This window comes from Gaetbulibacter aestuarii (genome assembly GCF_039537665.1).
GTDB lineage: Bacteria > Bacteroidota > Bacteroidia > Flavobacteriales > Flavobacteriaceae > Gaetbulibacter_A > Gaetbulibacter_A aestuarii.
On sequence record NZ_BAABAY010000001.1, the window covers coordinates 1,102,175 to 1,126,292 of the forward strand.

Consider the following 24,118-nt stretch of genomic DNA (forward strand, 5'->3'; position numbering starts at 1 on the left):
TGTTTTACTTTTTCAGCTTCAAGTTTTAAATTGTATTTTTATTTTAAATTTTGATTACATGCTGAAAACCTTTTTTTATTGCCTCATATTTAGTTTATTTTTCAGTGTTTCCGCACAAAACGGATCTACCAGTATTTACTCCGACTATTTTGATCCGCAGGAACTCCTTCGCAATATTCAAAATTTATCATCGGATGCTTTTCAGGGAAGGCGAACCGGAACTAAGGGTGGCCTTAAAGCAAAGAATTATATTGTTGATGTTTTTTCCAAAATTCAAATAAAGCCATTAAAGAAAGACAACTACGAGCAAATATTCTTTTTTCGACACAACGGAAAGGATTACAAAGGGACTAATATTTTGGGGCTTATTGAAGGTACTAGTTTCAAAAGTAAATACATTGTTATCAGCGCGCATTACGATCATGAAGGAATAAAACAGGGCCAAATTTACAATGGCGCTGATGATAATGCCTCCGGCACCAGTGCACTCCTCATTATGGCGCAATATTTTAAGGACCATCCACTGAAGCATTCTATTATTTTGGCTGCTTTTGATGGAGAAGAATTAGATATTCAAGGCTCTACTTATTTTGTGGATCACCCGATTGTGAATGAAAATAATATCGTTTTGAATGTTAATATGGATATGATAAGCCGAAGTATGAATAATGAACTTTTTGTTGTTGGAACGATGCAAAATGAACAATTGCGTCAAAGTATCGTAGGCTATCATTTTAATAATGAAATAAAACTAACCCCGGGCCACGATGGCTACGACGGCGAGGAGAACTGGATCTATTCCTCAGATCAGGAACCGTTCTATGCAAAGGGAATTCCATTTTTGTATTTCGGTGTTGCAGATCATGAAGATTATCATCAACCCACAGATGATTTTGTGAATATTCAACCTGAATTTTACACGCAGGCCGTAAATACCATTATCAAAGTGATCAGAAAAGTGGATAATATTAGTTTTAAAAGTAGGCTTTAAGCTGTACCGAGCCTGTATGAATGGTTTTGCTCGTTGGTGTTTTCCGTCCGAAATAACTCAAATTCAAATCCAGGAAATCCGTTAACTTTTTTTGTGCCAGTAAACTCCAGGTAAAGTTTTTTCCGGGTTGTAAACCTTCCAGCATTTGGTAGGCCACCGGCGTATTGGCATTACCCGTAAAACCATTTGAAAAATAATTGAACTCACCATTAATAGCGCCTGATCTTGGATTGGCAAAAGAAAATGACATCCCGTATTTCTGCTGTTTTAAAGATTCCAAATTGCCAATGGTGTTGTTCTTTGAGGCCTGTTGAAAGAACACATCGAAGCGGGAATTTTCGTTGAACAGATAAGACAATTTAGGATTAAAAAGGCCTTCATTAAAATTAAAGCTTCTGCTGGAAAAATTCTCACTGGTACTTTCATTAGTTCCAAAAGAACTCAAAATATTCAATAACCAGTTCTCTGAAAGTTTATGGTTGAAATTGAATTGATGACTTTTTAAACTTGTTGAAATTGCACCAATAGACAACACGCGCCGTGTTTGATTATTAATTAAGGTATACGAGGTGGTATAATGTTGTTTACCGCGATTCAAGAATAACACATTCCTGAAATTTAGCTGTAATCCCAAAAGGTTATCGGCATCGGCTTGAAACGGATTTAAATTAAAACCATGGCCTTCGCGTTCTATTTTACGATCTATCAAGTAGCTGGTTTGATTATAAAAATGAGACCAAAACTTTTGTGATTTATCTTCACTAACGGACCACGAGGCGGGATTAAAGGTCAAGGTTTGGCTCAGTCTGTTTTGATGGGTTTTAATAAATACACGGTTCGGTAATAAAACGCGAATATATTTCCCCTGATCCTGAAATTGTGCGATCTCAAATTCCTCCAGGTCCTGGATATTATTACCGTTGTAATCGATCCAGGTGTAAGCACCCTGGCCTGCTTCAACCTCTACATATGTGAAATCCTGGCGGGGCAGAGAACCTGAATTGGTTTCATAAACCGTATTCCAAAGCAGGATGTTTTTAAAGAAATTCTGATTGAAAAGTAAACGCGAATTTAGAGATTGTTCATCCGGAATGTTGGTGTCGTCATATTTTAGTCGGCGGTAATTAGCAAACAGGGATAATTTCGTTTTCGTATTTTGAATAAGCTGGGAATTGATGTAATAGGTATTTGAACGATTCACACGTTGTAAACTATTATTACGAATACTATCATTTACCCGGTGTTTGTAACCAACTTGTGCAAAAACCCGGGTGCTGTCGCCAATACCATAAAATAATTCATAGGATGAAAATTTCTGACTTAAGGGCGTTAAATTATCCGTAGTTTTGTCGCGTTGTTCATTGTGTTCCAGATCTAATTTTGTGCCCAACCAACTTTTTTTGAAACTATATGAAAATTGATTGTACGATCTTAAAAACTTCGAACGATTATCTATAGCATCAGTTTTTAGGAAACTTGAGAAAGAGCGAATCTGAAAGCGGTTCAATAACAAATCAGCATTCAGTATTTGGCGGTTACCATTAAATCCTTCAGAATAATTGAGGTGTTCAAATTGATAATTCATTTGTCCTTTTTCAGCATGATGCAATTCCATACCCGATTTAAAGAACAGCTGGTTTCCAAGATCTCCCAAAGCTTGTGGCGTTCTCGACAGGTTTAAATTCCAGTCCCGATTAAATTCAGCATTATACAATATTTGAATCGTCCTAAAATCCTTTTCGATATAATCTGTACTTACAAAAGCGTCTAAATTCCATAAGCTGTCATTTTTTACCAGATTTTGCTCAAGATTCATCTTTCCGGCGAAGCCGTTATTATCAGCATCATCCAAAGTTGAAAAGAGATTCAGGTCGTTCTTACTACCGGCACCTTCAAAACTAATTTTAGTGCGATCGCCGGGCATATAAATACCATTAATATTGGCGATCTGTAATTTGGTTGGCGCTACCAGCTTAATCACCGGAGCGTAATTTCCTTGATTCACACCAACATACTCGTAAATATTATTTATGGTGTTCGAATTGCTTAAAATGTAATCGCCTTGATTAGGACCAACCAGGGTAAATGTTACGCGAAATAAGTCGTCATCCGGGTTGTTCGAAAACACAAAAGCCTCAGCGCCGTTTATCAATTCTTTCTTGTATAAAATGCGATTTTCTGAATAATTCTCCGGAACTTCAGAAGGAGCCAGCATTAAATTCTTGTCATCTCCGGCATTCGCTAAAACCTGAATTTGAGCATCTGAAAGATTTTGTTGTAAGGGCTGATTTTTCGAGTCATTTTCAGAATACACCGATACACCCAATTGCAATTTTTCCGTTTGATGTTCGCCTCCCGCATAGGTTACAAATCGGGCATAGTTACGCTCACTATATTGGTAATCTACAGTAATACGCATTTCAGAAGTTATCGGATAGGTAGCATTAAAAGTGATCTCTCCGGCGTTATAATCGATGATATAATCCTTGTCCTCACCACGTTGCAAGGGAACGCCATTAACATAAACTGTTTCACTTCCCGAAACGATCAAAACATATAATTCGCCATTGGGGCCCTGCAATTTATACGGCCCCTGATTCCCTTCCTGAGCGGTAAACTGGCTTGAAGTAAATTGCCCGCGTACCATGGCTCCCGAAGCAAAAAGTCGCGTTTTCGAACTTGCGCTACCAAGGTTAGTATTGACCAATAAACCCTGGACACGCTTTGAAAAATTCATGAAATAACTTGAATTATTTTGCAGGTCGATATCGCCGGCCCTAATGTTCCATTTCTCACTGAACAATTCAATAAATACCTGATCGAATTCGTCTAATCGTTGGGAATAACCACTTTCCTGCAAAGGGATATTGGCATCCTGAATGGAAGCTCTTAAGGAAACCTTATCGTTCAATTTTCCGGTAATTTGAAGATCGAGTTCACTGTTCAAAACCGAGTTCTGATTATTTCCAATAGTAACGCCCCGAGAAATGCTTCCCGAAGTTGTTAAACCATCAAAAGGTACAAACGTATTGCTTGTATTAGGTTGCGACAGGGTGTATAACTTATCGCTATTGGAATTATCTTCCACGATAACCGATTCATCCAATTGCTTGTAGGTTTTGGTCATGAAATCAGGAAATTTCAAATAATGAATTCTGATGGAATCCGTTTTTGGTTTGCTTTTAAAAATTAATAGTGCTTTTGAAAAGTTAACGGCATACAAACTGGGATCGATAGGGTTTCCCTGGAGATCTTCCACAGAAAACCGACTTGAATTAATACTGACACTATCCATTTGAATACTGTCGCGAACCGCTGTTTTAATTGTTTTGAAATTGGAATTGGTTTCCTGCGAAAACGCATAAAACCCCATAAAACCAATCAATAAAACAATTAGATATTTCATGTGCTAGTAAAACTGTAAATCGTTTAAAATATTATGTTTTTCTAAAGGTTCAGAGCTTATAAAACGATTTTCGCTTTCGCGGAATTTAAATTTATAAAATGCCCGGAACATATTTTTGATAAAACCGGTTATTTTATGGTGTAAATGTAACGCATTAATTATTTTAGCTAAAACAGACTATTTTAGTCTACATTAACGTATATAAAATCAGAAAGGACTATCAATGAAAATTATATCTTATAACGTAAACGGTATTAGAGCCGCCATAAACAAAGGATTTTTAGATTGGTTAAAAGCAGCAAACCCCGATGTTATTTGTTTGCAGGAAATTAAAGCGTTAAAAGAACAATTGGATCTCAGTCTTTTTGAAGAAGCGGGTTATCCTTACAACTATTGGTTCAGTGCCGAGAAAAAAGGCTATAGTGGCGTGGCTATTCTTAGTAAAATAAAGCCAAAACATGTTGAGTATGGCACGGGAATTGAGTCGATGGATAAGGAAGGCCGGAACCTCCGCGCCGATTTTGAAAACTATTCGGTAATGAGTTTATACCTGCCATCAGGAACCAACGACGCCCGATTACAACACAAGTTTGATTATATGGATATGTTCCAGGACTATGTGAATAAACTGAAAAAAGACATCCCGAATCTGGTGATTTGTGGTGATTATAATATTTGTCACGAACCTATTGATATCCATAACCCAAAAATGAAGGGCGTATCCGGATATTTACCGGAAGAGCGTGAGTGGATCGGTGAATTTATTGATAGTGGATTTACAGATTCATTTCGGTATTTACATCCAGAGAAACAAGAATACAGCTGGTGGAGTTACCGAGCCAACGCCAGAGCCAATAATAAAGGTTGGCGGATCGATTACGCCATGGTTGCCAATAAGATACAAGAAAACATTAAAAGAGCCGTTATACTTTCGGAGGCCGTTCACAGCGACCACTGTCCGATTTTAGTCGAGCTTAAAAAATAACAACTCAAACAAACAACGTAAAAACATGAAAAAGCTTTCTTTTTTATTCCTCGCATTAGTCGTTCTCACTTCGTGTGTGTCCCCAAAAGTATATAAAGATCTTGAGAAAAAGTATGCCGATTTAAAGCAAGAAAACAGAAAACTTTCTGATGAGATCGATGTACTTACCCAGGCTAAAAACGCCTCAGACAACGAGTTGAAACAATTACAAACAGCTTATGAAGAAGCTATTGCACAACGCGATAAACTTCAAATGCAATACAATGCCTTAAGTTCTAATTACGATAATTTAAAGGCGTCATACGATGCATTAGAGAAAAATAGTTCAGCAGCTATAGCAGCAAATTCTCAGAAAAACCGTGAATTATTGGCCAATCTCGAAGCCAAGGAACAAGCCTTAGCAGCAGAAAGAACCAGACTTGAAAATCTTAAAAAAGCCCTTGAAGAACGCTCCAATCGTGTGGCAGAACTCGAGGCTGTGATTGCCAAAAAAGATGCTGCAATGAATGCGTTGAAAGACGCTATTTCAAACGCGCTTACCGATTTTGAAGGCAAAGGTCTTACTGTAGAGCAGCGTAACGGCAAGGTATACGTATCTATGGAGAACAAGCTACTTTTCGATTCCGGAAGTTGGGCTGTAAATAGTCAGGGTCGCCGCGCCGTGGAACAGTTGGGCAATGTTTTGGCAGACAATCCTGATATCGCTGTGCTTATTGAAGGTCACACAGATAATGTGCCTTACAAAGGCAACGGGATCCTTACCAGCAACTGGGATTTATCAACTAAACGCGCCACGTCAATTGTTAATATCTTACGCGAAAATCCGTATATCAATCCAGAGAATTTAACGGCTGCAGGTCGTGGCGAATATGCTCCGGTAGCAACCAATGAGACTGCCGAGGGACGCGCCAAGAATCGTCGTATCGAGGTGATTCTTGAACCAAAACTGGATGAGCTGACCAAGCTCCTGAATGAGAAATAATAATTAGGATAATTTGGGCGTTCCCCTCCGGGTCGGGCTTTCGGCAGTCGCGCTTTGCAAGGCGCTCCAACAATGCCTCAATCCCTGCCTGCCGGCAGGCAGGCCTAACGCGGGTTTATCTGCATGCATCAGTATGAGGAAGCAGCGACCTGGTAATTTGATAAAAGGAGTTCTTCTTCATTTTAAAAGATTGCTTCGTTTCACTCGCAATGACGCTCCTATTGTCATTCCTGCGCAGGCAGGAATCTAGTCCGTCATTACGAGGAGGTACAACGAAGTAATCTTATAAATTAATTACCAGTGGAAAGATAGCTTCACATGGTTCGCAATGTAGAATTGGCTTGTCATTCAGAAGGAGCGCAGCGATTGAAGAATCTCCAAAACACTTTATCTTATGTTTAGGTTAGACATTCCCTAAAAGGTTTTTTATCTTTACAACCGTTTTAAAAAAATGCTTCACTAAAAAAAGAAAAAGAAAAAAACCGATGAAATACACCACCATTCCCCATACGGATATTAAAGTGAGTAAAATATGTCTGGGCACCATGACCTGGGGAAACCAAAACACCGAAGACGAGGGCCATGCCCAAATGGATTATGCCCTGGAACACGGTGTTAATTTTTTCGACACTGCTGAACTCTATCCGGTTCCGGCCAATCCAAAAACACAAGGCCGCACAAGTGAGATTATCGGAACCTGGTTAAAGAAAACAGGGAATCGCGATAAGGTAATCATTGCCAGTAAAATTGTAGGTCGAACCAGCGATTATGTAGCTCATATCCGAAAGGACGGTTTTGCCTCAATCGAAGATGCTGTGGATAAAGAATTAAAGCGTTTGCAGACCGATCATATCGATTTATTCCAGTTGCACTGGCCGGAACGCCTTACCAATACTTTTGGAAACCGTAATTATAAACACGACTCCAGTGATGTGTGGGAAGAAAATTTCAATAAGGTTTTAGGCGATCTGGAGAAGCAAATTAAAGCCGGGAAAATTCGACACGTCGGATTATCGAATGAAAAAGCCTGGGGAACCATGCGTTTTCTAGAAGAATCAAAACATCACGACCTTCCACGAATGAAAACCATACAAAATGCGTACTCGTTATTGAATCGTACTTTTGAAGGAGATCTTGCCGAGGTTGCCATGCGTGAAAAGATAGGTTTATTGGCTTATTCTCCTATGGCATTTGGCGTGTTATCCGGAAAGTACATCAAAGGAACTGCAGCTGATAACGCCCGATTGAAATTATTTCCGCGCTTTGCCCGATATAGTAGTGCGCAATCTACTGAAGCCACAAAACGTTACCTAGACATAGCTGAATCACATGGCATGAGCTTGGCTCAAATGAGTCTGGCTTTTGTAAATCAAAGACCATTTGTAACCAGCAATATTATTGGAGCCACAAATTTGGATCAGCTTAAAGAGAATATTGATTCTGTAAATATCACCTTAAGTGATGCCATTTTAGATGAGATTGATGCGGTACAGGAGGCGATTCCTAATCCGGCACCTTAAAAATCTAACGTCATTACGAGGAGCGTAGCGACGTGGTAATCTCATGAATAGAAGTTCTGATTCATATTAACAGATTCCTTCGCTGCGTTCGCCATGACGGATAGATTCCTCACTGCGCTACTCATGACCCTATGATCCGTCTTTCCTGCGTAGGTAGGAATCTACCATCATATCAAAATAATGTGTAAATTGGAAAACCAAAACGTAACCTTAAAACTCCGAAAAACACATGAAATGGAAAGGCAGAAGGCAAAGCTCCAACGTTGAAGATCGCCGTGGTCAACGAGGTCCAGGACAGGGGATAGGCGGATTAAATCCCAGTTTACTTCAACCCTTATTAAGACTTCTTTTTTCTAAAGTAGGTCTTTTTTTAGTTGGAGGGTTTTTGATCGTTTCCTTAATATTAGGGAAAAATCCTTTAACCCTTATTGGTCAGATTTTGAATGGCGGTGTTCAAACGGAGGCTACGACGCCTTATAAATCGACGGCCAAGGATGAAGAGCTCGCCCAATTCTCAGCTACTATTTTAGCCAATACCGAAGATGTTTGGCATAAACTTTTAAAGAATTATCGGGAACCAACACTTGTCCTTTTTAATGGATCTGTAAGTTCCGCTTGTGGTTCTGCTTCAAGCGCGATGGGACCTTTTTATTGTCCGGGTGATGAAAAATTGTATTTGGATCTGAGTTTTTTTGATGATATGGAACGCCAGCTCAATGCACCCGGAGATTTTGCCCAGGCCTATGTTATTGCCCATGAAGTAGGACACCATATTCAAAATATTATGGGAATAACGGATAAAATGAATCAATTACGGGGCGATTTAAGTAAAACAGAATACAATAAATATTCAGTGCGACTAGAGCTTCAGGCCGATTTTCTGGCTGGTGTTTGGGCGCATTATTCTCAGGAGATGACCCGGATGATGGAAACCGGCGATCTTGAAGAAGCTTTGAACGCCGCTAATGCGATTGGAGACGATCGCCTGCAAAAACAATCCTCCGGACGTGTTGTTCCTGACTCGTTTACACATGGTACTTCAGCGCAGCGGATGCGCTGGTTTAAAAAAGGTTTTGAAACCGGTGATCTGGCTCAGGGGGATACCTTTAATGCAAAGTCTTTGTAGTATTGTCATTACGAGGAGCGTGGCGACGCGGTAATCTCATGTATAGAAGTTCCGTTCCATTTTAAAAGATTGCTTCACTACGTTCGCAATGACGATTATGAGATTCCCGCCTTCGCGGGAATGACAAAATAAGGAGATAGTCGTTCAGTTCGAAATGTCATTCCGGCGCAGACCGGAATCTATAATCTCTAAGTCAGAACAAGGCATAAAAAAACCCTCTCTAAAAATTTAGAAAGGGTTTTTTTGTTATTTAATTTGTTTACCATTTTTATCAAAAAAATGATATTCTAAGTATGTGTAAGCATCTCTTGGTAAAACTTTTACCCATTTTTTGTGTTCAAAAAACCATTTTGAACGTACAGATGGAAAGCCTTTGGTTAGGAAGGCCGCTATAAAAGGATGTGTGTTTAAGGTCATCTTCTTATAGTCTTTTTTAATAAGTTGTTCGAGGTCGTGTGTTATTTTTTGCACAACTCCGATAGGTGCTTCAATCTCAGAACCATTAACACTGCTTGGGTCTACCTCGCGGGTTTTAATGTTCATTTCCGGACGAACACGCTGTCTCGTAATTTGTATCAGGCCAAACTTACTTGGCGGCAAAATTTTATGTTTTGCCCTATCATCTTTCATTTCATCACGAAGATGATTAAACAACTTTTGCCTATTATCAGATCTGGTCATATCAATAAAATCGATAACAATAATACCGCCCATGTCACGTAAACGTAACTGACGCGCTATTTCTGTAGCTGCGATTAAATTAACTTCCAGGGCTGTTTCCTCTTGGTTGTTAGCTTTGTTAGATCGGTTTCCACTGTTTACGTCTATAACGTGAAGAGCTTCTGTGTGTTCTATCACCAGATATGCGCCCTTCGCCATAGAAACAGTTCTACCGAATGAGGTTTTAATTTGTCTTTCAATGCCAAATTTTTCAAAAATCGGGACATTCGACTGATACAATTTTACGATGGATTCTTTTTTTGGTGCAATTTCTTGCAAATAATCTTTAATTTGAATGCTGAGCTCTTCATCATCAACATAAATACTTGTGAAGGTATCATTGAATATATCTCGTAAATATGACGAGGCTTTATTCATTTCGCCCAAAACTTTACTAGGATGATGTGCTCGGTGTAGCTTTTTACACATTGCCGTCCAACGACTAAGCAAATTTTGTAAATCTTTATCTAGTTCTGCTACTTTTTTGCCTTGTGCTACTGTGCGAACAATAATGCCAAACCCTTGCGGTGTGATACTTTTTACTAAACGCTTTAAACGGTCCTTTTCATCGCGATCTTCTATTTTTTGTGAAATAGAAATGCGATTAGAAAACGGTACTAAAACGATGTATCTACCGGCTATAGAAATCTCAGAACTGATTCTGGGACCCTTTGTGGAGATTGGTTCTTTTACTATTTGTACTAATAGCGATTGATTTGATTTTAAAACATCGGCAATCTTGCCGTTTTTATCAATGTCTTTTTCAAATGGGAATTTTTTTAAAGAAAAATCCTTTAGTTTACCTGTGCTTACACGTTTTGTGAATTTTAAAAGGGAAGGTAGTTTTGGTCCTAAATCATGATAATGCAAAAACGCATCTTTTTCATAACCCACATTAACAAATGCGGCATTTAGACCAGGAACAGTTTTCCGGATTTTGGCTATAAACACGTCACCAACGGAAAATTTGTTACCATCTTCATCCTTTTGTAATTCAGTTAGTTTTCCATCTTTTAGTAAGGCAAAATCAACTTCTTCGGAACCAGATCGTATGATTAACTCTCTTTCCATGTAGTTAATTTTTATCCATTACGCCTGGGCGTAACAGATGGATTAAACAATATTTTTGTTTAGCAGACAAACCTGCTAAACACCACAGGATTTTTTAAATCCGTGGAGCTCATAACTTCTATGAACTCATTTCAATGAACGTTTGTACTCTTAAACCAAAAAAGTAGTTATAGAAACTACTTTTTTGATCTATTTTTTCTTTTTGTGACGGTTGGCGCGACGTCTTTTTTTACGCTTGTGCGTCGCTACCTTATGTCTTTTGCGTTTTTTACCACTTGGCATAAATAGTGTATTTTATAAAATTAATATTTCTTTGAATGCATTATTTAACTTCAACATTCGTTTTTACACCTTCAACAAATACTTTTGCAGGTTTAAACGCTGGAATGTTGTGAGCAGGTATTTTTATGGTAGTGTTTTTAGAAATATTACGTCCTGTTTTTTCAGCTCTTGTTTTTACAATAAAGCTTCCGAAACCTCTTAGGTAAACGTTATCTCCTCCTTCTAATGAGGTTTTTACTTCTTCCATGAATGTTTCAACAGTTGCTTGAACATCTCCTTTTTCAATTCCTAATTTTTCAGAAATTTTCGCTACTAGATCAGCCTTAGTCATTTTTAAAATTTTTAATTTTGGGTTACTATTAATTTTCTAAAGGGATGCAAATATAGGAATTAAATATTCAATATTTCAAACCTAATTCATTAAAATTTAAGATTATAAACGTTAATTTTTACTTAAGCTTGTGCCATTTTTATGTCCTTTAATAAAATATTAATACGCTGGTATTCAAATAATAAACGTCATTTGCCATGGCGGGAAACCACAGACCCCTATAAAATTTGGCTCTCTGAAATTATCCTTCAACAAACACAAGTAAAGCAGGGTTTGCCCTATTATGAAGCGTTTATTAAAAGTTTTCCGAGTGTTTTTGATTTGGCTAAAGCCGATGAAAATACCGTTTTAAAATTGTGGCAGGGCTTAGGCTATTATTCCAGAGCACGGAATTTGCATTCAGCGGCCAAGTATGTTGTAAATGAATTGAATGGGGTATTTCCATCTAACTATAAGGACTTATTAAAATTGAAAGGCGTAGGCGATTATACGGCTAGTGCTATTGCTTCTATTTGTTTTAATGAAAATACTGCGGTGGTTGATGGTAATGTATATCGGGTTTTGTCGCGTTATTTTGGTATTTCTACACCAATAAATACTACTAAAGGGGTCAAAGAATTTAAAACTTTGGCGCAACGTGTTATGGATACCAGGCAACCTGCCGATTACAACCAGGCCATTATGGAATTTGGCGCCATCCAATGTACACCTAAAAATCCGGATTGCTCGGTGTGTCCGTTCAACAATAGCTGCGTGGCGCTTCAAAAAAATGTGATAAATGAATTGCCGGTAAAACTAAAAGCAGCAAAGCCCAAAAAGAAATATTTTAATTTTCTGGTTTTCATTTCAGAAGATGGAAAAATACTTTTGGAGAAACGTGTTGGAAAGGGAATCTGGCAAAATTTGTATCAGTTTCCATTAATTGAAACCCCAAAGAAAATAACTTTAAAACGTTTTGAGTCTCTGGTAAAAGAGCATCCTAAACTGAAGAACCAAAGTTTTGAACTTAGACTATATAATGAAGAACCTATCATCCATAAATTATCACATCAGCATTTGCACACCACCTTTTATATTGTTTCGGTTGAGACCCTTGACAATGGAATTCCTAAAGAAAAAATAAATGCCTATCCGGTTCCTATCCTGATTGGGAATTTTATTGAGACCTTTAATTTTAATTAGTTTGTTATTAACACTCATTATTTTTTAGTAATTTTAAAAAAATGCAAAGCAATACCGTAGCTTTGCAATTCAAAATAAAAGAAGAAAAGCATGTCTGGTACATTAAATAAAGTGATGCTCATAGGGCATTTGGGTGATGAAGTAAAAATGCACTATTTTGAAGGTGGTGGCTGTATTGGGCGGTTTCCTTTGGCAACAAACGAAACCTATACAAATAAGCAAACCAATGAGCGTGTTACCAATACGGAGTGGCATAATATTGTAGTGAGAAATAAGGGTGCTGAAATTTGCGAAAAATATTTAAGCAAAGGAGACAAAGTCTATATTGAAGGCCGATTGAAAACCAGAAAATGGCAAGATGAAAGTGGAAACGACCGCTATTCCACCGAAATTCAATGCACTGATTTTACGTTTCTTTCTACTAAAAGTGAAAGTGAAGCGAATGCTCAGGGAAGCTCAAGTTCCAGTTCAGCTTCACCACAGTCGTCTGCAAAACCTGAAGCACCGGTTGCTTCACCCGATGATACAGACGACGATTTACCGTTTTAAACAAAGTTAAACCAAAACCAAAGTAGTTGGATCCTGACCCTTCGAGTTTTAAAGCGTTAATTATTTCAATTGATTTTTCAATTGCCTTTGGAGTTGTATTGGTGCTAATACTCTTATTTTGTTCTGCCTTGATTTCCGGTGCGGAAGTTGCACTTTTTTCCTTGCACCGCACCGATTTAGAATCTGATTCGGAGAAATCTTCCCGGCGAATAGAGATTATTGCGAAACTTTTAGAGCGGCCCAAAAAACTCTTGGCAACGGTTTTGGTAGCGAATAACTTTATCAATATTGGTATTGTTATTTTGTTCTCCTTCATTGGCGAGCAATTTTTTTCAGGCTTAGCGCCAGTTTTGAAATTTATTGTTGAAGTTGTCATTGTTACGTTTCTCATTTTACTTTTTGGTGAAATATTACCTAAGATCTATGCCAGTCGGAATAATTTAAAATTCGCCCTTTTTATGGCCTATCCGTTACGTGTGTTGGATATACTATTATCACCAATAAGTTTACCTATGCGAAGTACGACTCTGGCGATCCATAATAAATTGGGTAGGCAAAAATCGAACCTTAGTGTAGACCAATTATCGCAGGCTTTAGAATTAACCAGTGAAGAAGATACTACAAAAGAAGAACACAAGATATTGCAGGGTATTGTATCTTTTGGAAATACCGATACGAAACAGGTCATGCGCCCCAGAATAGATATTTTCGCATTAAATGCCGATCAGAAATATAGCGATATTCTCCCTGAAATTATTGCCAATGGCTATTCCAGAATTCCGGTTTACAAAGATAATATCGACAATGTTAAGGGCATTCTTTACGTTAAAGACCTATTGCCGTATATCGACAGAAAGCAATTCGATTGGACAAGTTTGTTGCGTGAAGCGTTCTTTGTTCCGGAGAATAAAAAACTAGACGATCTGATGACTGAATTTCAGGAGAAAAAAGTGCATTTGGCGGTTGTGGTTGATGAATACGGAGGAACCTCCGGTTTGATCTCTTTAGAGGATATTATTGAAGAAATTGTTGGCGATATTAGTGATGAGTTCGATGATGAAGATCTGATGTATTCTAAGATCGATCACAATAATTATGTGTTTGAGGGTAAAACGGCGTTGAAGGATTTTTACAAGATTATAAAACTCGAAGACGATTCTGTTTTTGAAGCCAAAAAAGGGGAAGCGGAAACTCTGGCCGGATTTGTTCTGGAGATTTCAGGAAGCTTTCCAAAGTTGAATAGTAAGATCCCTTTTGAAAATTATTTGTTCACCATAGAAGCATTAGATAAAAAGCGAATCAAGCTTATAAAATTCACCATAAATTAATGAAGAAAAATAGCTTACTCATAATACTACTAGGTTTGTTTTTAGTGGCTTGTCACAACGATTACATTCCTAAGCCCAAAGCCTATCTTCGCTTAGATTATCCTGAGCCAAAATATCAAACTACAAATAACAATCTGCCATTTACGTTTGAGAAGAACACCATATCCAAACCCCTGGTTATTCAAAAATTAAACGCCCCTACGGAAAGCTACGGGATAAATTTGAATTATCCTTCTCTAAAAGGCACTGTGTTTTTAACCTACAAGGCGATCGATCAGAATGAAAAAAACCTAAAAGATTTTTTACACGACGCCCAAAAATTCACTCTGGAGCACACTAAAATGGCCGATGAAATTCCGGCATATCCATACGAAAACCCGGTGCACCATGTTTATGGGATTTTATCTGTAGTTAAAGGAAATGTAGCATCACCGGCACAATTTTATGTTACCGATAGTACGGAACATTTTCTAACCGGGTCCTTATACTTTGAATCGCGACCTAATTACGATTCCATTTTGCCTGCTGCCGCTTATATACAAAAGGATATGCGACACCTGATGGAAACCTTGAAGTGGAAGTAAAAACGTTTATTCTTTTTCTGAAAAGGTATCAACGGTTTTCATATCGGCAACCTCATATTGCTTACCAACAGAACTTACTGTTTTGGTTAGTAACTCTGCATTTACCTTGGCATCATCGTATTCAACCATGGCTAATTTTTTATCGAAATCAACTTTAGCAGATTTTACACCATCCATATTTGATAAATGATTTTGAATGACTGCCGCACAACCCATAGCACAGGTCATACCATTAATTGTGAATTCCGCCTTAGCGAAATGAGCATTTGGATTTGCAATTTGAGCCTCTTTCGAAACTTGAGCGGTTGCTTGATTGTCTATGGTTTTAACCTCGGGAGCCACTTTATTTTTACAACTGCTTGCAGCAACTAAGATCAGAGCAGCGCCAAATATGGTTTTAATAGATGTCATTACTAAAAATTTTGATTATTAAACGGATAACAAAACTACTAAATATTGATGGTTGATTGGGTGTAATAAATAAATTTTATGATTTTTTTATTACGAGATTCCTAGTTATTTCTTAATTTGAATGGCAGAACATTAAAACGTTTAAAATAAATTACTACCTATGAAAAATATATCCCTTCCCATTCGGTATGGTTTTGTAACAGGAATTGTATTAATAGCTTATTTCTTGTTATTGGACTTGTTCGGAAAAAGTACCAATCCTGTTTATAGTTTTTTTAATGCAGCTATAACAGCCTTCGGTATTTATGAAGTTATTTACATTTCGAAAATTAAAAGCCCGGCTACCTTCACCTACGTTGAAGGTTTTAAAAATGGGATCATTACGGGTTTCGTGGCTACCGTGGCATTTACCATTTTCTTTTTGGTTTATGCTACCGAAGTTAATGATATGTTCGTAGACCAATTACTTCAAACGGTAAAGCGAAATTTTGATATCGATGTAGGGATCGTCACCTTTATTGTGGCCATAATGGGCTTTGCAACCACAGTGGTTTCAGCACTTACAGTCATGCAATTATTCAAAAACAGTAACAATATGCTATCAAAGTAAATAAAACGTTTGTAGATTAATTATTTAGCAGTATATTTGCACTCGCTTTTGCCCAAGGGCAGGCGATATTGAATAAATTAATTTGTTAAAACGTTACGCTATGTACGCAATTGTAGAGATAGCAGGGCAACAATTTAAAGTTGAAAAAGACCAAAAGGTCTTTGTTAATCGTTTGCAAACTGAAGAAGGTGAAAAAGTGTCTTTTGACAATGTTCTTCTTTTAGGCGATGGTGACAAAGTAACCGTAGGCGCCCCGGCTATAGACGGAGCTCAAGTAGGAGCAAAAGTCTTAAAACACCTAAAAGGTGATAAAGTGATAGTTTTCAAAAAGAAAAGACGTAAAGGTTACCGTGTGAAAAATGGTTTCAGAGCGTCTTTATCTGAGATCCAGATCGAGAGCATTGTGGCTTCTGGAGCAAAGAAAGCTGTAAAAGCAGAAACTAAAACTGCTAAAGCTGAATCAAAACCAGCTGCGAAAACCGAAACTAAAAAAGTAGAGACCAAAGCAGAAGCTAAACCAGCAAAAGCAAAAGAAGAATCTCAAGATCTTAGCAAATTTACTGTAGCACAGTTAAAAGAAATGGCTAAGGAAAAAGGACTTGAAGGGTATTCTTCATTGAAGAAAGCTGAATTAATAGCTGCTTTAAGTTAATATTAAAATATAAAATCGAAATAACATGGCACATAAAAAAGGAGTCGGAAGTTCGAAAAACGGTAGAGAATCAGAATCAAAACGCTTAGGTGTTAAGATCTTTGGTGGACAAGCTGCCGTAGCAGGAAATATTATTGTAAGACAACGTGGAAATACACATCACCCAGGTGAGAATGTATATTCTTCTAAAGATCATACGTTACATGCCCAGGTTGATGGTATTGTAAAATTTACGAAGAAAAAAGACAACAAATCATATGTTTCTATTGAGCCTTTTGAAGCTTAAGAAATAATAGATTGAACGATAAAAAAAACCCTTTCTGAATTTCAGGAAGGGTTTTTTATTTTATCAACCTCCTCTTTTACTCCACATAAAATATGACAGGTTCAGGTTCTTCGTTCATGCCTGATTTATACCATTGCAGTTGTATTGGGTTTTGAATCCTTCTCTTATTTTGAAGATAAATATAAATGGGATGAAACCCTTTTTGGAGTCTCATGATCTCTGATTTTTTAGCATTCGGCTGATACCCGAAATCGGCATCAACTAACATAGCATCATGCAAACGAATAAGTGCTTTTTCAGAGGCACTAAAATTGAAGGTATATTGTCCGTCTTCCGGAATTCGTATAAAACCTTTCAATACATAATAATCTTCCGGTACTGCGGAAAAATCAAAATCATTTAAGCCTGTTGTAATGCCCGTTGTTTCTGGTTTCAGTTGATATAAATTAGGAAGCCATGGATAAGCTCCCGAGAATCCCAGCCATTCTAAACCAATTTTTGGATTTAATAATTTTATTGAAGGCACATGCAAACTGTCGTAAGGGCGTGGGGCCGATTTGTTTACACGACGCATTTGAAGAACCTTTTCTTTGAACAGGTTTTGAAGTGTATCCATATCTGAATCCATTGCCAGGTTCTTGGCTTGATGGGTATCCAAGGGGGTATTGAAAATTTCAAAATTGGATTTGGGATCAGTGATATTGTAACGTAAACCAACGTAATTATCGAGTCTGATCATCTGCATGTTCTGTCGGGAGCGGCCGCGATGTTCAGGAATAAATTCATCATATCCAGGTGTTTTCCCGTTTTGATAATATTCTATATAAATATGGCTAGGGTTTTGAACACCTTCATTGGTGAGGGTTGGCACTAAAGATGTGCCATCACTGTTTGCTGGAGCTGGAAAACCAACTAACTCAGTAAAAGTTGGTAGCCAGTCATAAGAAATGGAAGGCTTATCGTTGATGGCATTCTTTGGAATATGATTTGGCCAGCGGGCAATAAGTGGCATCCGGATCCCACCTTCCAGTACATCGCGTTTTATGCCATCAAACGGACCGAAACTTTCGAAAAAATCAGGCGTGTTTTCAATGAAATTTCCGGGCAAATACGATTCCCTCGAAGGGCCGTTGTCTGAAGTAAAAATGACGAGTGTATTATCGTCAATGTTCAAATCTTTCAGTAATTGAATAAGATCACCCACTGCACTGTCAATGCGCCGCACTGCAGTAGCATAACGTTTATAGGTTTCCGGCCAGGGGATTATTTTCCCTTCAGGAGAATATGTAGCATCGGCATAATCCGGATGTATCCAGGAATCAGGGATTCCTGATGCTGTGTTGATCATATTCCCGGGTTCTCCCACCCATTGAAGTCCGCCGTTTAAACCACCCCCTTTTGGATAGGCTTGTGTGGGTAACTCCAGAACCGCATGAGGGGTGTCGTACGCCAGATACATAAAAAAAGGTTTGTCGTTTGCTCCGGTTTGCTGCGTGATCCATTGTTTCGCTTTTGCCGTCCAAAGATCTGCTGTATAACATTTATCCAGTGCATTTGTAACATCCAAATCGTTTTCCCAAACCTGACCTACATTTCGATAGAGTTTTTCTTTAGGATAATGCTCATGCCCGTCTTTATGCCGCATGTAGCCATAAAAGTAATCGAAGCCGCGTTTGGTTGGTTTAGCCGGCCAGGTATTACCATTTTTTGACCAGCGGTCATCACCCTGTAAGCCCCATTTTCCAATAGCGGCGGTTATGTATCCCGACTTTTGCATGACATTACCTAAGGTGTAATTATCGGCTAATGCTTTATCAAATTGATTATCCCTAACGTTGGCATGTCCCTGACTCAATCCGCTGAGCAAGGAAGCTCTGGAGGGGGCGCAAACAGGAGCTGCAGCGTAATGTTGAGTAAATATCATGCCTTCTTGAGCCATGGCATCCAGATTGGGAGTTTGCATGTTTGGTTTGGCTGTTCCATAGGTAATCTTACGTTGATTTTGAAAAAATATTCCAAGATCACCATAACCCAGGTCGTCGGTTAAAATAAAAATGATATTTGGTTGTTTTGTTTTATCGGGTTCGGGGTTTTGGCTAAAGCCGAATGATGTATAAATAAAACAAATGATGATCGGTAACCTTAAAAAACTCATGTTATATTATTTATTTGGGTTTAGTGATGATCGGTAATCGTAGGTATTAGGCACCAGTCCTAAAATTCCCAGAAAATCGAGACCGGCAGCCTTGACATTGTAAGTTCTTGTGTCACTGGAGGCTTGTTGTTTTACGACTTCAATAAAGGGTGTCTTATCAGAAATATATAATAGATAATTTATGGCCATTAAGCTCAAGTAATCGTTTGGATCCTTACAGAAATTTATTAAGGCTTCTTTCGCAGCAGGATCTTTAAAAAGGTCATAGGCAATAGATGCTGCGGTAAGTGCAACCGGCGGATAGTTATCGGTGATGGCGTTAATGATGACATTTTTATATTGAAAGAGCGTTTTTTCATTTTGACTTTTCAAACCGGTGATGGCCCAATAACGAATGATATCATTGGCGCTTTTTAAGGCCTTAATTTGTTTTTTGGCAACCGAATTATCCCGAATTCCGGATAAGGATGCTATGGCATATATTTTCGAAAAAGGATATTTGATTTTATCCAAACGATATTCGTAAGGCGTTGCCTTTTCAGATATTTTATCGATCTCATATTCCGGTAAAAACAAAACATCCCTGGCCGCCAAAATACTAGAATCCAGAGCTTTTTTGAATGGTGTTATTTTATTTTGAAATCCGGGATCATCGATTAAATTTTTAGTTTCCCAAGGATCCGTGCTGGTATCATAAAATGTTTCTGCTACCCTTGGTTCAAATAAACGCTTTTGAAATTGAGACAAGTTGTTTTTATGAAAATCCTCACGCATCAACTGTTTGATATCACCAATTTCCATATAACGGATATAACGGAGTTCGGGCATAAAAGGCAAGTAATTTCTATTATAAATAAATCTGCCATCGGTTATACTGCGTGTCATATCAATACCATTATCGGAACGATCATTCGATAATTCAATAAATTCGGGAGGTGTTTCCCTTTTTTTTGTAACCAGAACTCGACCTTTCATATGGTCCGGAATGTCAACTCCGGCAAGGGCGAGCATGGTAGGAGCGAGGTCTTCAAAATTAACCAGTTCCTTAACTAAGCCAACTTTTTTCCAGGGCGACAGGTCTTTGTATTTTTCAGGAAACCAGGCAATCATAGGAATCTGGTAACCATAATTTATGCCATTGGTTTTCCCTCTGGGCATACCTTCGCCATGATCGGCAAAACAAAAAATAATGGTGTTATCCCGCAATCCTTCATCGTCCAGACGCTTTAAGATTTGTCCAATTTTATAATCTGTAAGCGCAATACTATTGTACACTCTGGCAAATTGTTTACGCATTTCAGGTGTATCGTAGTAGTTGGGAGGCATGTTGAAGTCCTGCTCTGAAATTTGAAGGTTTTTCGGGAGCTTATCCCATACTATATTTTGGTAGGTTTCGTAGGGTAAGGTCATGGTTCTAGACTGGTGCGAATCCATTAAATTAAAGACGGAAAAGAAGGGTTGATCAGGATTTCTTTTCCACCAGCCAGCGGAGTTCGAACTCTCATCCCAGGCTTCCTTTATAAAGGCTTTTTCATCCTTAATATTATAATCTGTTTTCACATTATTACTTGTGTAATAACCGGCTTGTTTTAAATAATATGGAAATCCTTTTATAAAATTGGGAATAGGGTAATTACTGCGGTGGTTGCCGGTACCCATTTTATAGGTGCGTACTCCTGTTATTAATGTAGACCGTGATGGAGAACAAACCGTTCCGGTGGAAAACGCATTTGTAAACTGAAATCCCTCCCTGGCGAGTTGGTCTATGTTTGGTGTGTGGGCACTTTGGTTACCATAACATCCAATAAACTGTGGCGAGGTGTCTTCGAAAGTAATCCATAGTATATTGGGTTTTTCCTGAGCAAAGGACAATATGTTTATCCAAAAGAAAAAGAAAGTAAGGGTGCTTTTAGTCATACCTGGTTTATTGAACTTCTTCTACACTAAGATAGTTTTTTTAAAGTAATGCTCTATTTTTTTTGATAGGTTTACCGTTGTACACGGCGTAGTTAAGACCTTAGGTTTTATAATTTTCAAAAATATATGGTTGAATTCACCCGTATTAACATCTGTATTGAAATAAATTGTGAATTTTTTAAGAAATAACATAAAGCGGTCGTGCTAATTTTGTAAGAGATGTTAATTACACAAGATACTTATCCAATTATTTAATAAAAATTAAAGCATGAAAGCATTTTTAAAAATTTGTTTTGTGATCTGCCTGACCATGGGTTTTTTAAATGTGGCAGGAGCACAGGAACAAAATCAAGACCAACAAGTACCAAAATCTACCTTTGACAAATATGAAGCATTCAGTCCGCTTTTCATGACGGGGCAAACCAATGCATTTCATAGCGCCACCGGAGAACCCGGGCCCATGTACTGGCAAAATCAAGCGAATTACAAGATCAAAGCTACCTTGGATACTATCAATCATAAAGTGGAAGGAAAAGTGACGATTACCTATATCAATAATAGTCCGTATAATCTTGATTTTTTATGGTTACAATTAGATCAAAATACCTTTAGAAAGGATTCCCGGGGATCGGCATTATACCCTTCGAATGATCGAAATGGCGTGCATACGTTTACAGATGGTTATCATCTTAAGAATGTTTCGATTAGTATGGACCACCGAAATGAAAAGGCTGATTACGTCGTTTCGGATACGCGGATGCAAATTCGATTACCGGAGGCCTTAAAATCTAAAGGTGAAAGTATGGACATTACGATAGACTATTCTTTTGAGATCCCGGAACACGGAAAAGATCGCATGGGCCGGTTTGATTCTAAAAACGGATGGATCTATACGCTTGCCCAGTGGTATCCTAGAATGGAAGTTTTAGATGAAGTTGATGGATGGAACACTTTACCGTATCTGGGAACCGGTGAATTTTATCTCGAATATGGAGATTTTGATTATGAAATTACAGCACCGGAAAACATGATTGTTGTAGGTTCAGGAGAACTACAAAATCCAAAAGAGGTTTTAACTGATCAAGAAATGGATCAATTAGAAAAAGCTCGAAAAAGCGATCAGACCGTAATGATCCGTTCTAAAGCGCAAATGATGGAAGGAACCCATCACGAAGGAGATAGAAACGGTATGCTGACCTGGCATTTTAAAATAAATCAAAGTCGGGATGTGGCCTGGGCGGCATCAAAAGCCTTTATTTGGGATGCGGCAAAAATTAATTTACCTAACGGAAAAACGGCTTTGGCTCAATCCGTATATCCGGAAGAAAACTCTGGACAGGATGGCTATGGTCGCTCCACAGAATATGTAAAAAATTCTATTGAATTATACTCGAAAGAATGGTTGCCTTATACCTATCCTGTTGCCACAAATGTTGCCGGGCATGAGGGAGGTATGGAATATCCCGGTATTGTATTTTGTAGCTACAAAAGTAAAACCAGTAGTTTGTGGGGTGTTATAAATCATGAATTTGGACACAATTGGTTTCCAATGATCGTGGGCTCCAATGAACGTAAATACGCATGGATGGATGAAGGTTTCAATACTTTTATTAATAGTGTTGATACCAAGGAATTTAATGATGGAGAATATTACAACCCTAGCGATCTGCAGCAAACGGGAAATCAAATGTTTAATGAGGCATTGGACCCTGTTTTTACGACTCCAGATGTTATACATAACCAACAAAATCTTGGTATGGAAGCTTATTTTAAACCAAGCACGGCGCTTAAGGTTTTACGAAATACGGTATTAGGAAAAGATCGTTTTGACTATGCTTTTAAAACCTATATAAAACGCTGGGCCTTTAAACACCCTGCACCATGGGATTTCTTTAATACGATGAATAGTGTTTCCGGAGAAGACCTAACCTGGTTTTGGAAAGGTTGGTTTATGAATAACTGGAAATTGGATCAGGCTATAGAAGGCGTGGATTATGTTGATGGCGATCCTTCAAAAGGTGCGTTGATCAAGCTATTGAATAAATACAAAATGCCGATGCCGGTAACCTTGAAAATTACGGATGAGAATAACACCACAAAAACGGTTAAACTACCGGTTGAAATTTGGATGACCGGTCCGGAATACGTTTATAATTATCCTTCAAATTCAAGAATTGTATCTGTTGAAATAGATCCGAATCATGAAGTGCCGGATCTGAATCCCGATAATAACACCTTCACAAAATTAATGGAAGCTCCTGTAGGCATGGATGCCACAAAGGTTATTGATAATTATATTGAAGCCATAGGAGGGCGAAAAGTTTTGGAAGCGGTTAAAGATATTTCAATTACAAGAAAAGAAATGATACAAGGCAACGAGATCGTTTTTGATATAAAGAAAAAGAAGCCTGGTAAAATGTTTCTTTCAGTTTCATTACCTCAAATGAACCGAACTTTAGCCAAATATATCGTTAATGGGAATGAGGTTTATGCGGAGAATAATGGTCAGAAGCAGGAAATACCTGAAAAGAGCAAGCCGGGTATTATGAGTCAGGCCGCTATTTTTCCGGAACTTAATTACGGTCAAAAAGGATACGAATTAAAACTTTTGGGTATGAACATGGATGCTGATGGGAAGACTTATGTGGTTCAAGTGAACACCCCTTACGGTCAGTCTAAAAAGATTTATTTTTCTGCAGATTCCGGTTTGAAAATAAAAGAGGAGGTTGCCACAGATAACGGAGCAGCAGTAAACAGATTCGCTGATTACAAAAATGTAGATGGCGTTAAAATCCCTTATACGGAAATGACGAATAATTTTGGTAGAGAGGTAAAAATGACCGTGGATGAGGTAACGTTGAATCAGAATCTTGAAGATTCAATTTTTAAGATATAATACATATCTCATTATGAATATTTCAGCCCGCACGAGCGATTGAAACAGCATCCTTTTTTTGCCTTTGAAGCAAAAAAAGATATCGTGGAAAGCGCGGTTTATTTTAAAAGATTTAAAATAAACGGGCCATAAAA

The 24,118-nt window shown here is 38.0% G+C and carries 19 protein-coding genes; 13 read left to right on the forward strand and 6 right to left on the reverse strand.

The window, feature by feature from the left end:
- The first annotated feature begins 58 nt into the window (after nt 1–58).
- Nucleotides 59–991, forward strand: coding sequence for a M28 family peptidase (locus tag ABD682_RS04905; RefSeq protein WP_344739652.1), 933 nt, complete (start codon nt 59–61; stop codon nt 989–991).
- On the opposite strand, the gene ABD682_RS04910 is transcribed toward ABD682_RS04905, so the two are convergent.
- Complete coding sequence (locus ABD682_RS04910; protein ID WP_344739654.1) at nt 975–4,397, reverse strand: hypothetical protein; 3,423 nt, start codon at nt 4,395–4,397, stop codon at nt 975–977. The two genes, ABD682_RS04905 and ABD682_RS04910, sit on opposite strands and share 17 nt — an antisense overlap.
- Before the next feature lie 223 nt (nt 4,398–4,620).
- Between ABD682_RS04910 and ABD682_RS04915 the strand changes: the two genes are divergently transcribed.
- The 4 genes from ABD682_RS04915 (at nt 4,621) to ypfJ (ending at nt 9,010) form a co-directional block, all read left to right on the forward strand.
- Entirely contained in the window at nt 4,621–5,382 is a 762-nt protein-coding gene (locus tag ABD682_RS04915) for an exodeoxyribonuclease III (protein ID WP_344739656.1), read from the forward strand.
- 25 nt (nt 5,383–5,407) lie between these two features.
- Entirely contained in the window at nt 5,408–6,364 is a 957-nt protein-coding gene (locus ABD682_RS04920; RefSeq protein WP_344739658.1) for an OmpA family protein, read from the forward strand.
- 485 nt (nt 6,365–6,849) lie between these two features.
- Nucleotides 6,850–7,884, forward strand: a complete 1,035-nt coding sequence (locus ABD682_RS04925; RefSeq protein ID WP_344739660.1) for an aldo/keto reductase — start codon at nt 6,850–6,852, stop codon at nt 7,882–7,884.
- Between the two features lie 229 nt (nt 7,885–8,113).
- On the forward strand, nt 8,114–9,010 hold the full coding sequence (ypfJ, locus tag ABD682_RS04930; protein WP_344739662.1) for a KPN_02809 family neutral zinc metallopeptidase: 897 nt from the start codon (nt 8,114–8,116) through the stop codon (nt 9,008–9,010).
- Between the two features lie 246 nt (nt 9,011–9,256).
- On the opposite strand, the gene ABD682_RS04935 is transcribed toward ypfJ, so the two are convergent.
- Both ABD682_RS04935 and ABD682_RS04940 read right to left on the reverse strand, forming a co-directional pair.
- Nucleotides 9,257–10,801, reverse strand: coding sequence for an Rne/Rng family ribonuclease (locus ABD682_RS04935; RefSeq protein WP_344739664.1), 1,545 nt, complete (start codon nt 10,799–10,801; stop codon nt 9,257–9,259).
- A 322-nt stretch (nt 10,802–11,123) separates the two neighbouring features.
- Nucleotides 11,124–11,414, reverse strand: coding sequence for an HU family DNA-binding protein (locus tag ABD682_RS04940; RefSeq protein ID WP_344739666.1), 291 nt, complete (start codon nt 11,412–11,414; stop codon nt 11,124–11,126).
- A 141-nt stretch (nt 11,415–11,555) separates the two neighbouring features.
- Here ABD682_RS04940 and mutY point away from each other — a divergent pair, with 141 nt between their 5' ends.
- The 4 genes from mutY (at nt 11,556) to gldD (ending at nt 15,057) form a co-directional block, all read left to right on the forward strand.
- Nucleotides 11,556–12,596 (forward strand): A/G-specific adenine glycosylase, encoded by a 1,041-nt coding sequence (gene mutY, locus ABD682_RS04945; protein WP_344739668.1) that lies wholly within the window; start codon nt 11,556–11,558, stop codon nt 12,594–12,596.
- A 90-nt stretch (nt 12,597–12,686) separates the two neighbouring features.
- Nucleotides 12,687–13,145, forward strand: coding sequence for a single-stranded DNA-binding protein (locus ABD682_RS04950; protein WP_344739670.1), 459 nt, complete (start codon nt 12,687–12,689; stop codon nt 13,143–13,145).
- A gap of 26 nt (nt 13,146–13,171) precedes the next feature.
- Nucleotides 13,172–14,473 carry a gliding motility-associated protein GldE gene (locus tag ABD682_RS04955; RefSeq protein WP_344739672.1) on the forward strand — a complete coding sequence of 434 codons (1,302 nt, stop codon included), beginning with the start codon at nt 13,172–13,174 and terminating at the stop codon, nt 14,471–14,473.
- Nucleotides 14,473–15,057 carry a gliding motility lipoprotein GldD gene (gene gldD / locus ABD682_RS04960; RefSeq protein WP_344739674.1) on the forward strand — a complete coding sequence of 195 codons (585 nt, stop codon included), beginning with the start codon at nt 14,473–14,475 and terminating at the stop codon, nt 15,055–15,057. Before ABD682_RS04955 ends, gldD begins: the two co-directional genes overlap by 1 nt.
- A gap of 6 nt (nt 15,058–15,063) precedes the next feature.
- Here the strand turns inward: gldD and ABD682_RS04965 are convergent, their stop codons facing one another.
- The gene (locus ABD682_RS04965; RefSeq protein ID WP_344739676.1) at nt 15,064–15,468 is read right to left on the reverse strand and encodes a heavy-metal-associated domain-containing protein; all 405 of its coding nucleotides are present in this window, start codon (nt 15,466–15,468) and stop codon (nt 15,064–15,066) included.
- 160 nt (nt 15,469–15,628) lie between these two features.
- Here ABD682_RS04965 and ABD682_RS04970 point away from each other — a divergent pair, with 160 nt between their 5' ends.
- The 3 genes from ABD682_RS04970 to rpmA all read left to right on the forward strand — a co-directional run bounded on the left by ABD682_RS04970 (nt 15,629) and on the right by rpmA (nt 17,016).
- Nucleotides 15,629–16,078, forward strand: a complete 450-nt coding sequence (locus ABD682_RS04970) for a DUF4199 domain-containing protein (RefSeq protein ID WP_344739678.1) — start codon at nt 15,629–15,631, stop codon at nt 16,076–16,078.
- A 100-nt stretch (nt 16,079–16,178) separates the two neighbouring features.
- Nucleotides 16,179–16,730, forward strand: a complete 552-nt coding sequence (rplU, locus tag ABD682_RS04975) for a 50S ribosomal protein L21 (RefSeq protein ID WP_344739680.1) — start codon at nt 16,179–16,181, stop codon at nt 16,728–16,730.
- Nucleotides 16,731–16,755: 25 nt separating this feature from the next.
- Complete coding sequence (gene rpmA, locus ABD682_RS04980; protein WP_344739684.1) at nt 16,756–17,016, forward strand: 50S ribosomal protein L27; 261 nt, start codon at nt 16,756–16,758, stop codon at nt 17,014–17,016.
- Nucleotides 17,017–17,092: 76 nt separating this feature from the next.
- Here rpmA and ABD682_RS04985 read toward each other — a convergent pair whose 3' ends face one another.
- Complete coding sequence (locus tag ABD682_RS04985) at nt 17,093–19,171, reverse strand: sulfatase-like hydrolase/transferase (RefSeq protein WP_344739686.1); 2,079 nt, start codon at nt 19,169–19,171, stop codon at nt 17,093–17,095.
- A 6-nt stretch (nt 19,172–19,177) separates the two neighbouring features.
- Nucleotides 19,178–21,088, reverse strand: a complete 1,911-nt coding sequence (locus ABD682_RS04990) for a sulfatase-like hydrolase/transferase (protein WP_344739688.1) — start codon at nt 21,086–21,088, stop codon at nt 19,178–19,180.
- A 268-nt stretch (nt 21,089–21,356) separates the two neighbouring features.
- Here ABD682_RS04990 and ABD682_RS04995 point away from each other — a divergent pair, with 268 nt between their 5' ends.
- Nucleotides 21,357–23,984 (forward strand): M1 family metallopeptidase, encoded by a 2,628-nt coding sequence (locus tag ABD682_RS04995; protein WP_344739690.1) that lies wholly within the window; start codon nt 21,357–21,359, stop codon nt 23,982–23,984.
- The last annotated feature ends 134 nt before the right edge of the window (nt 23,985–24,118 follow it).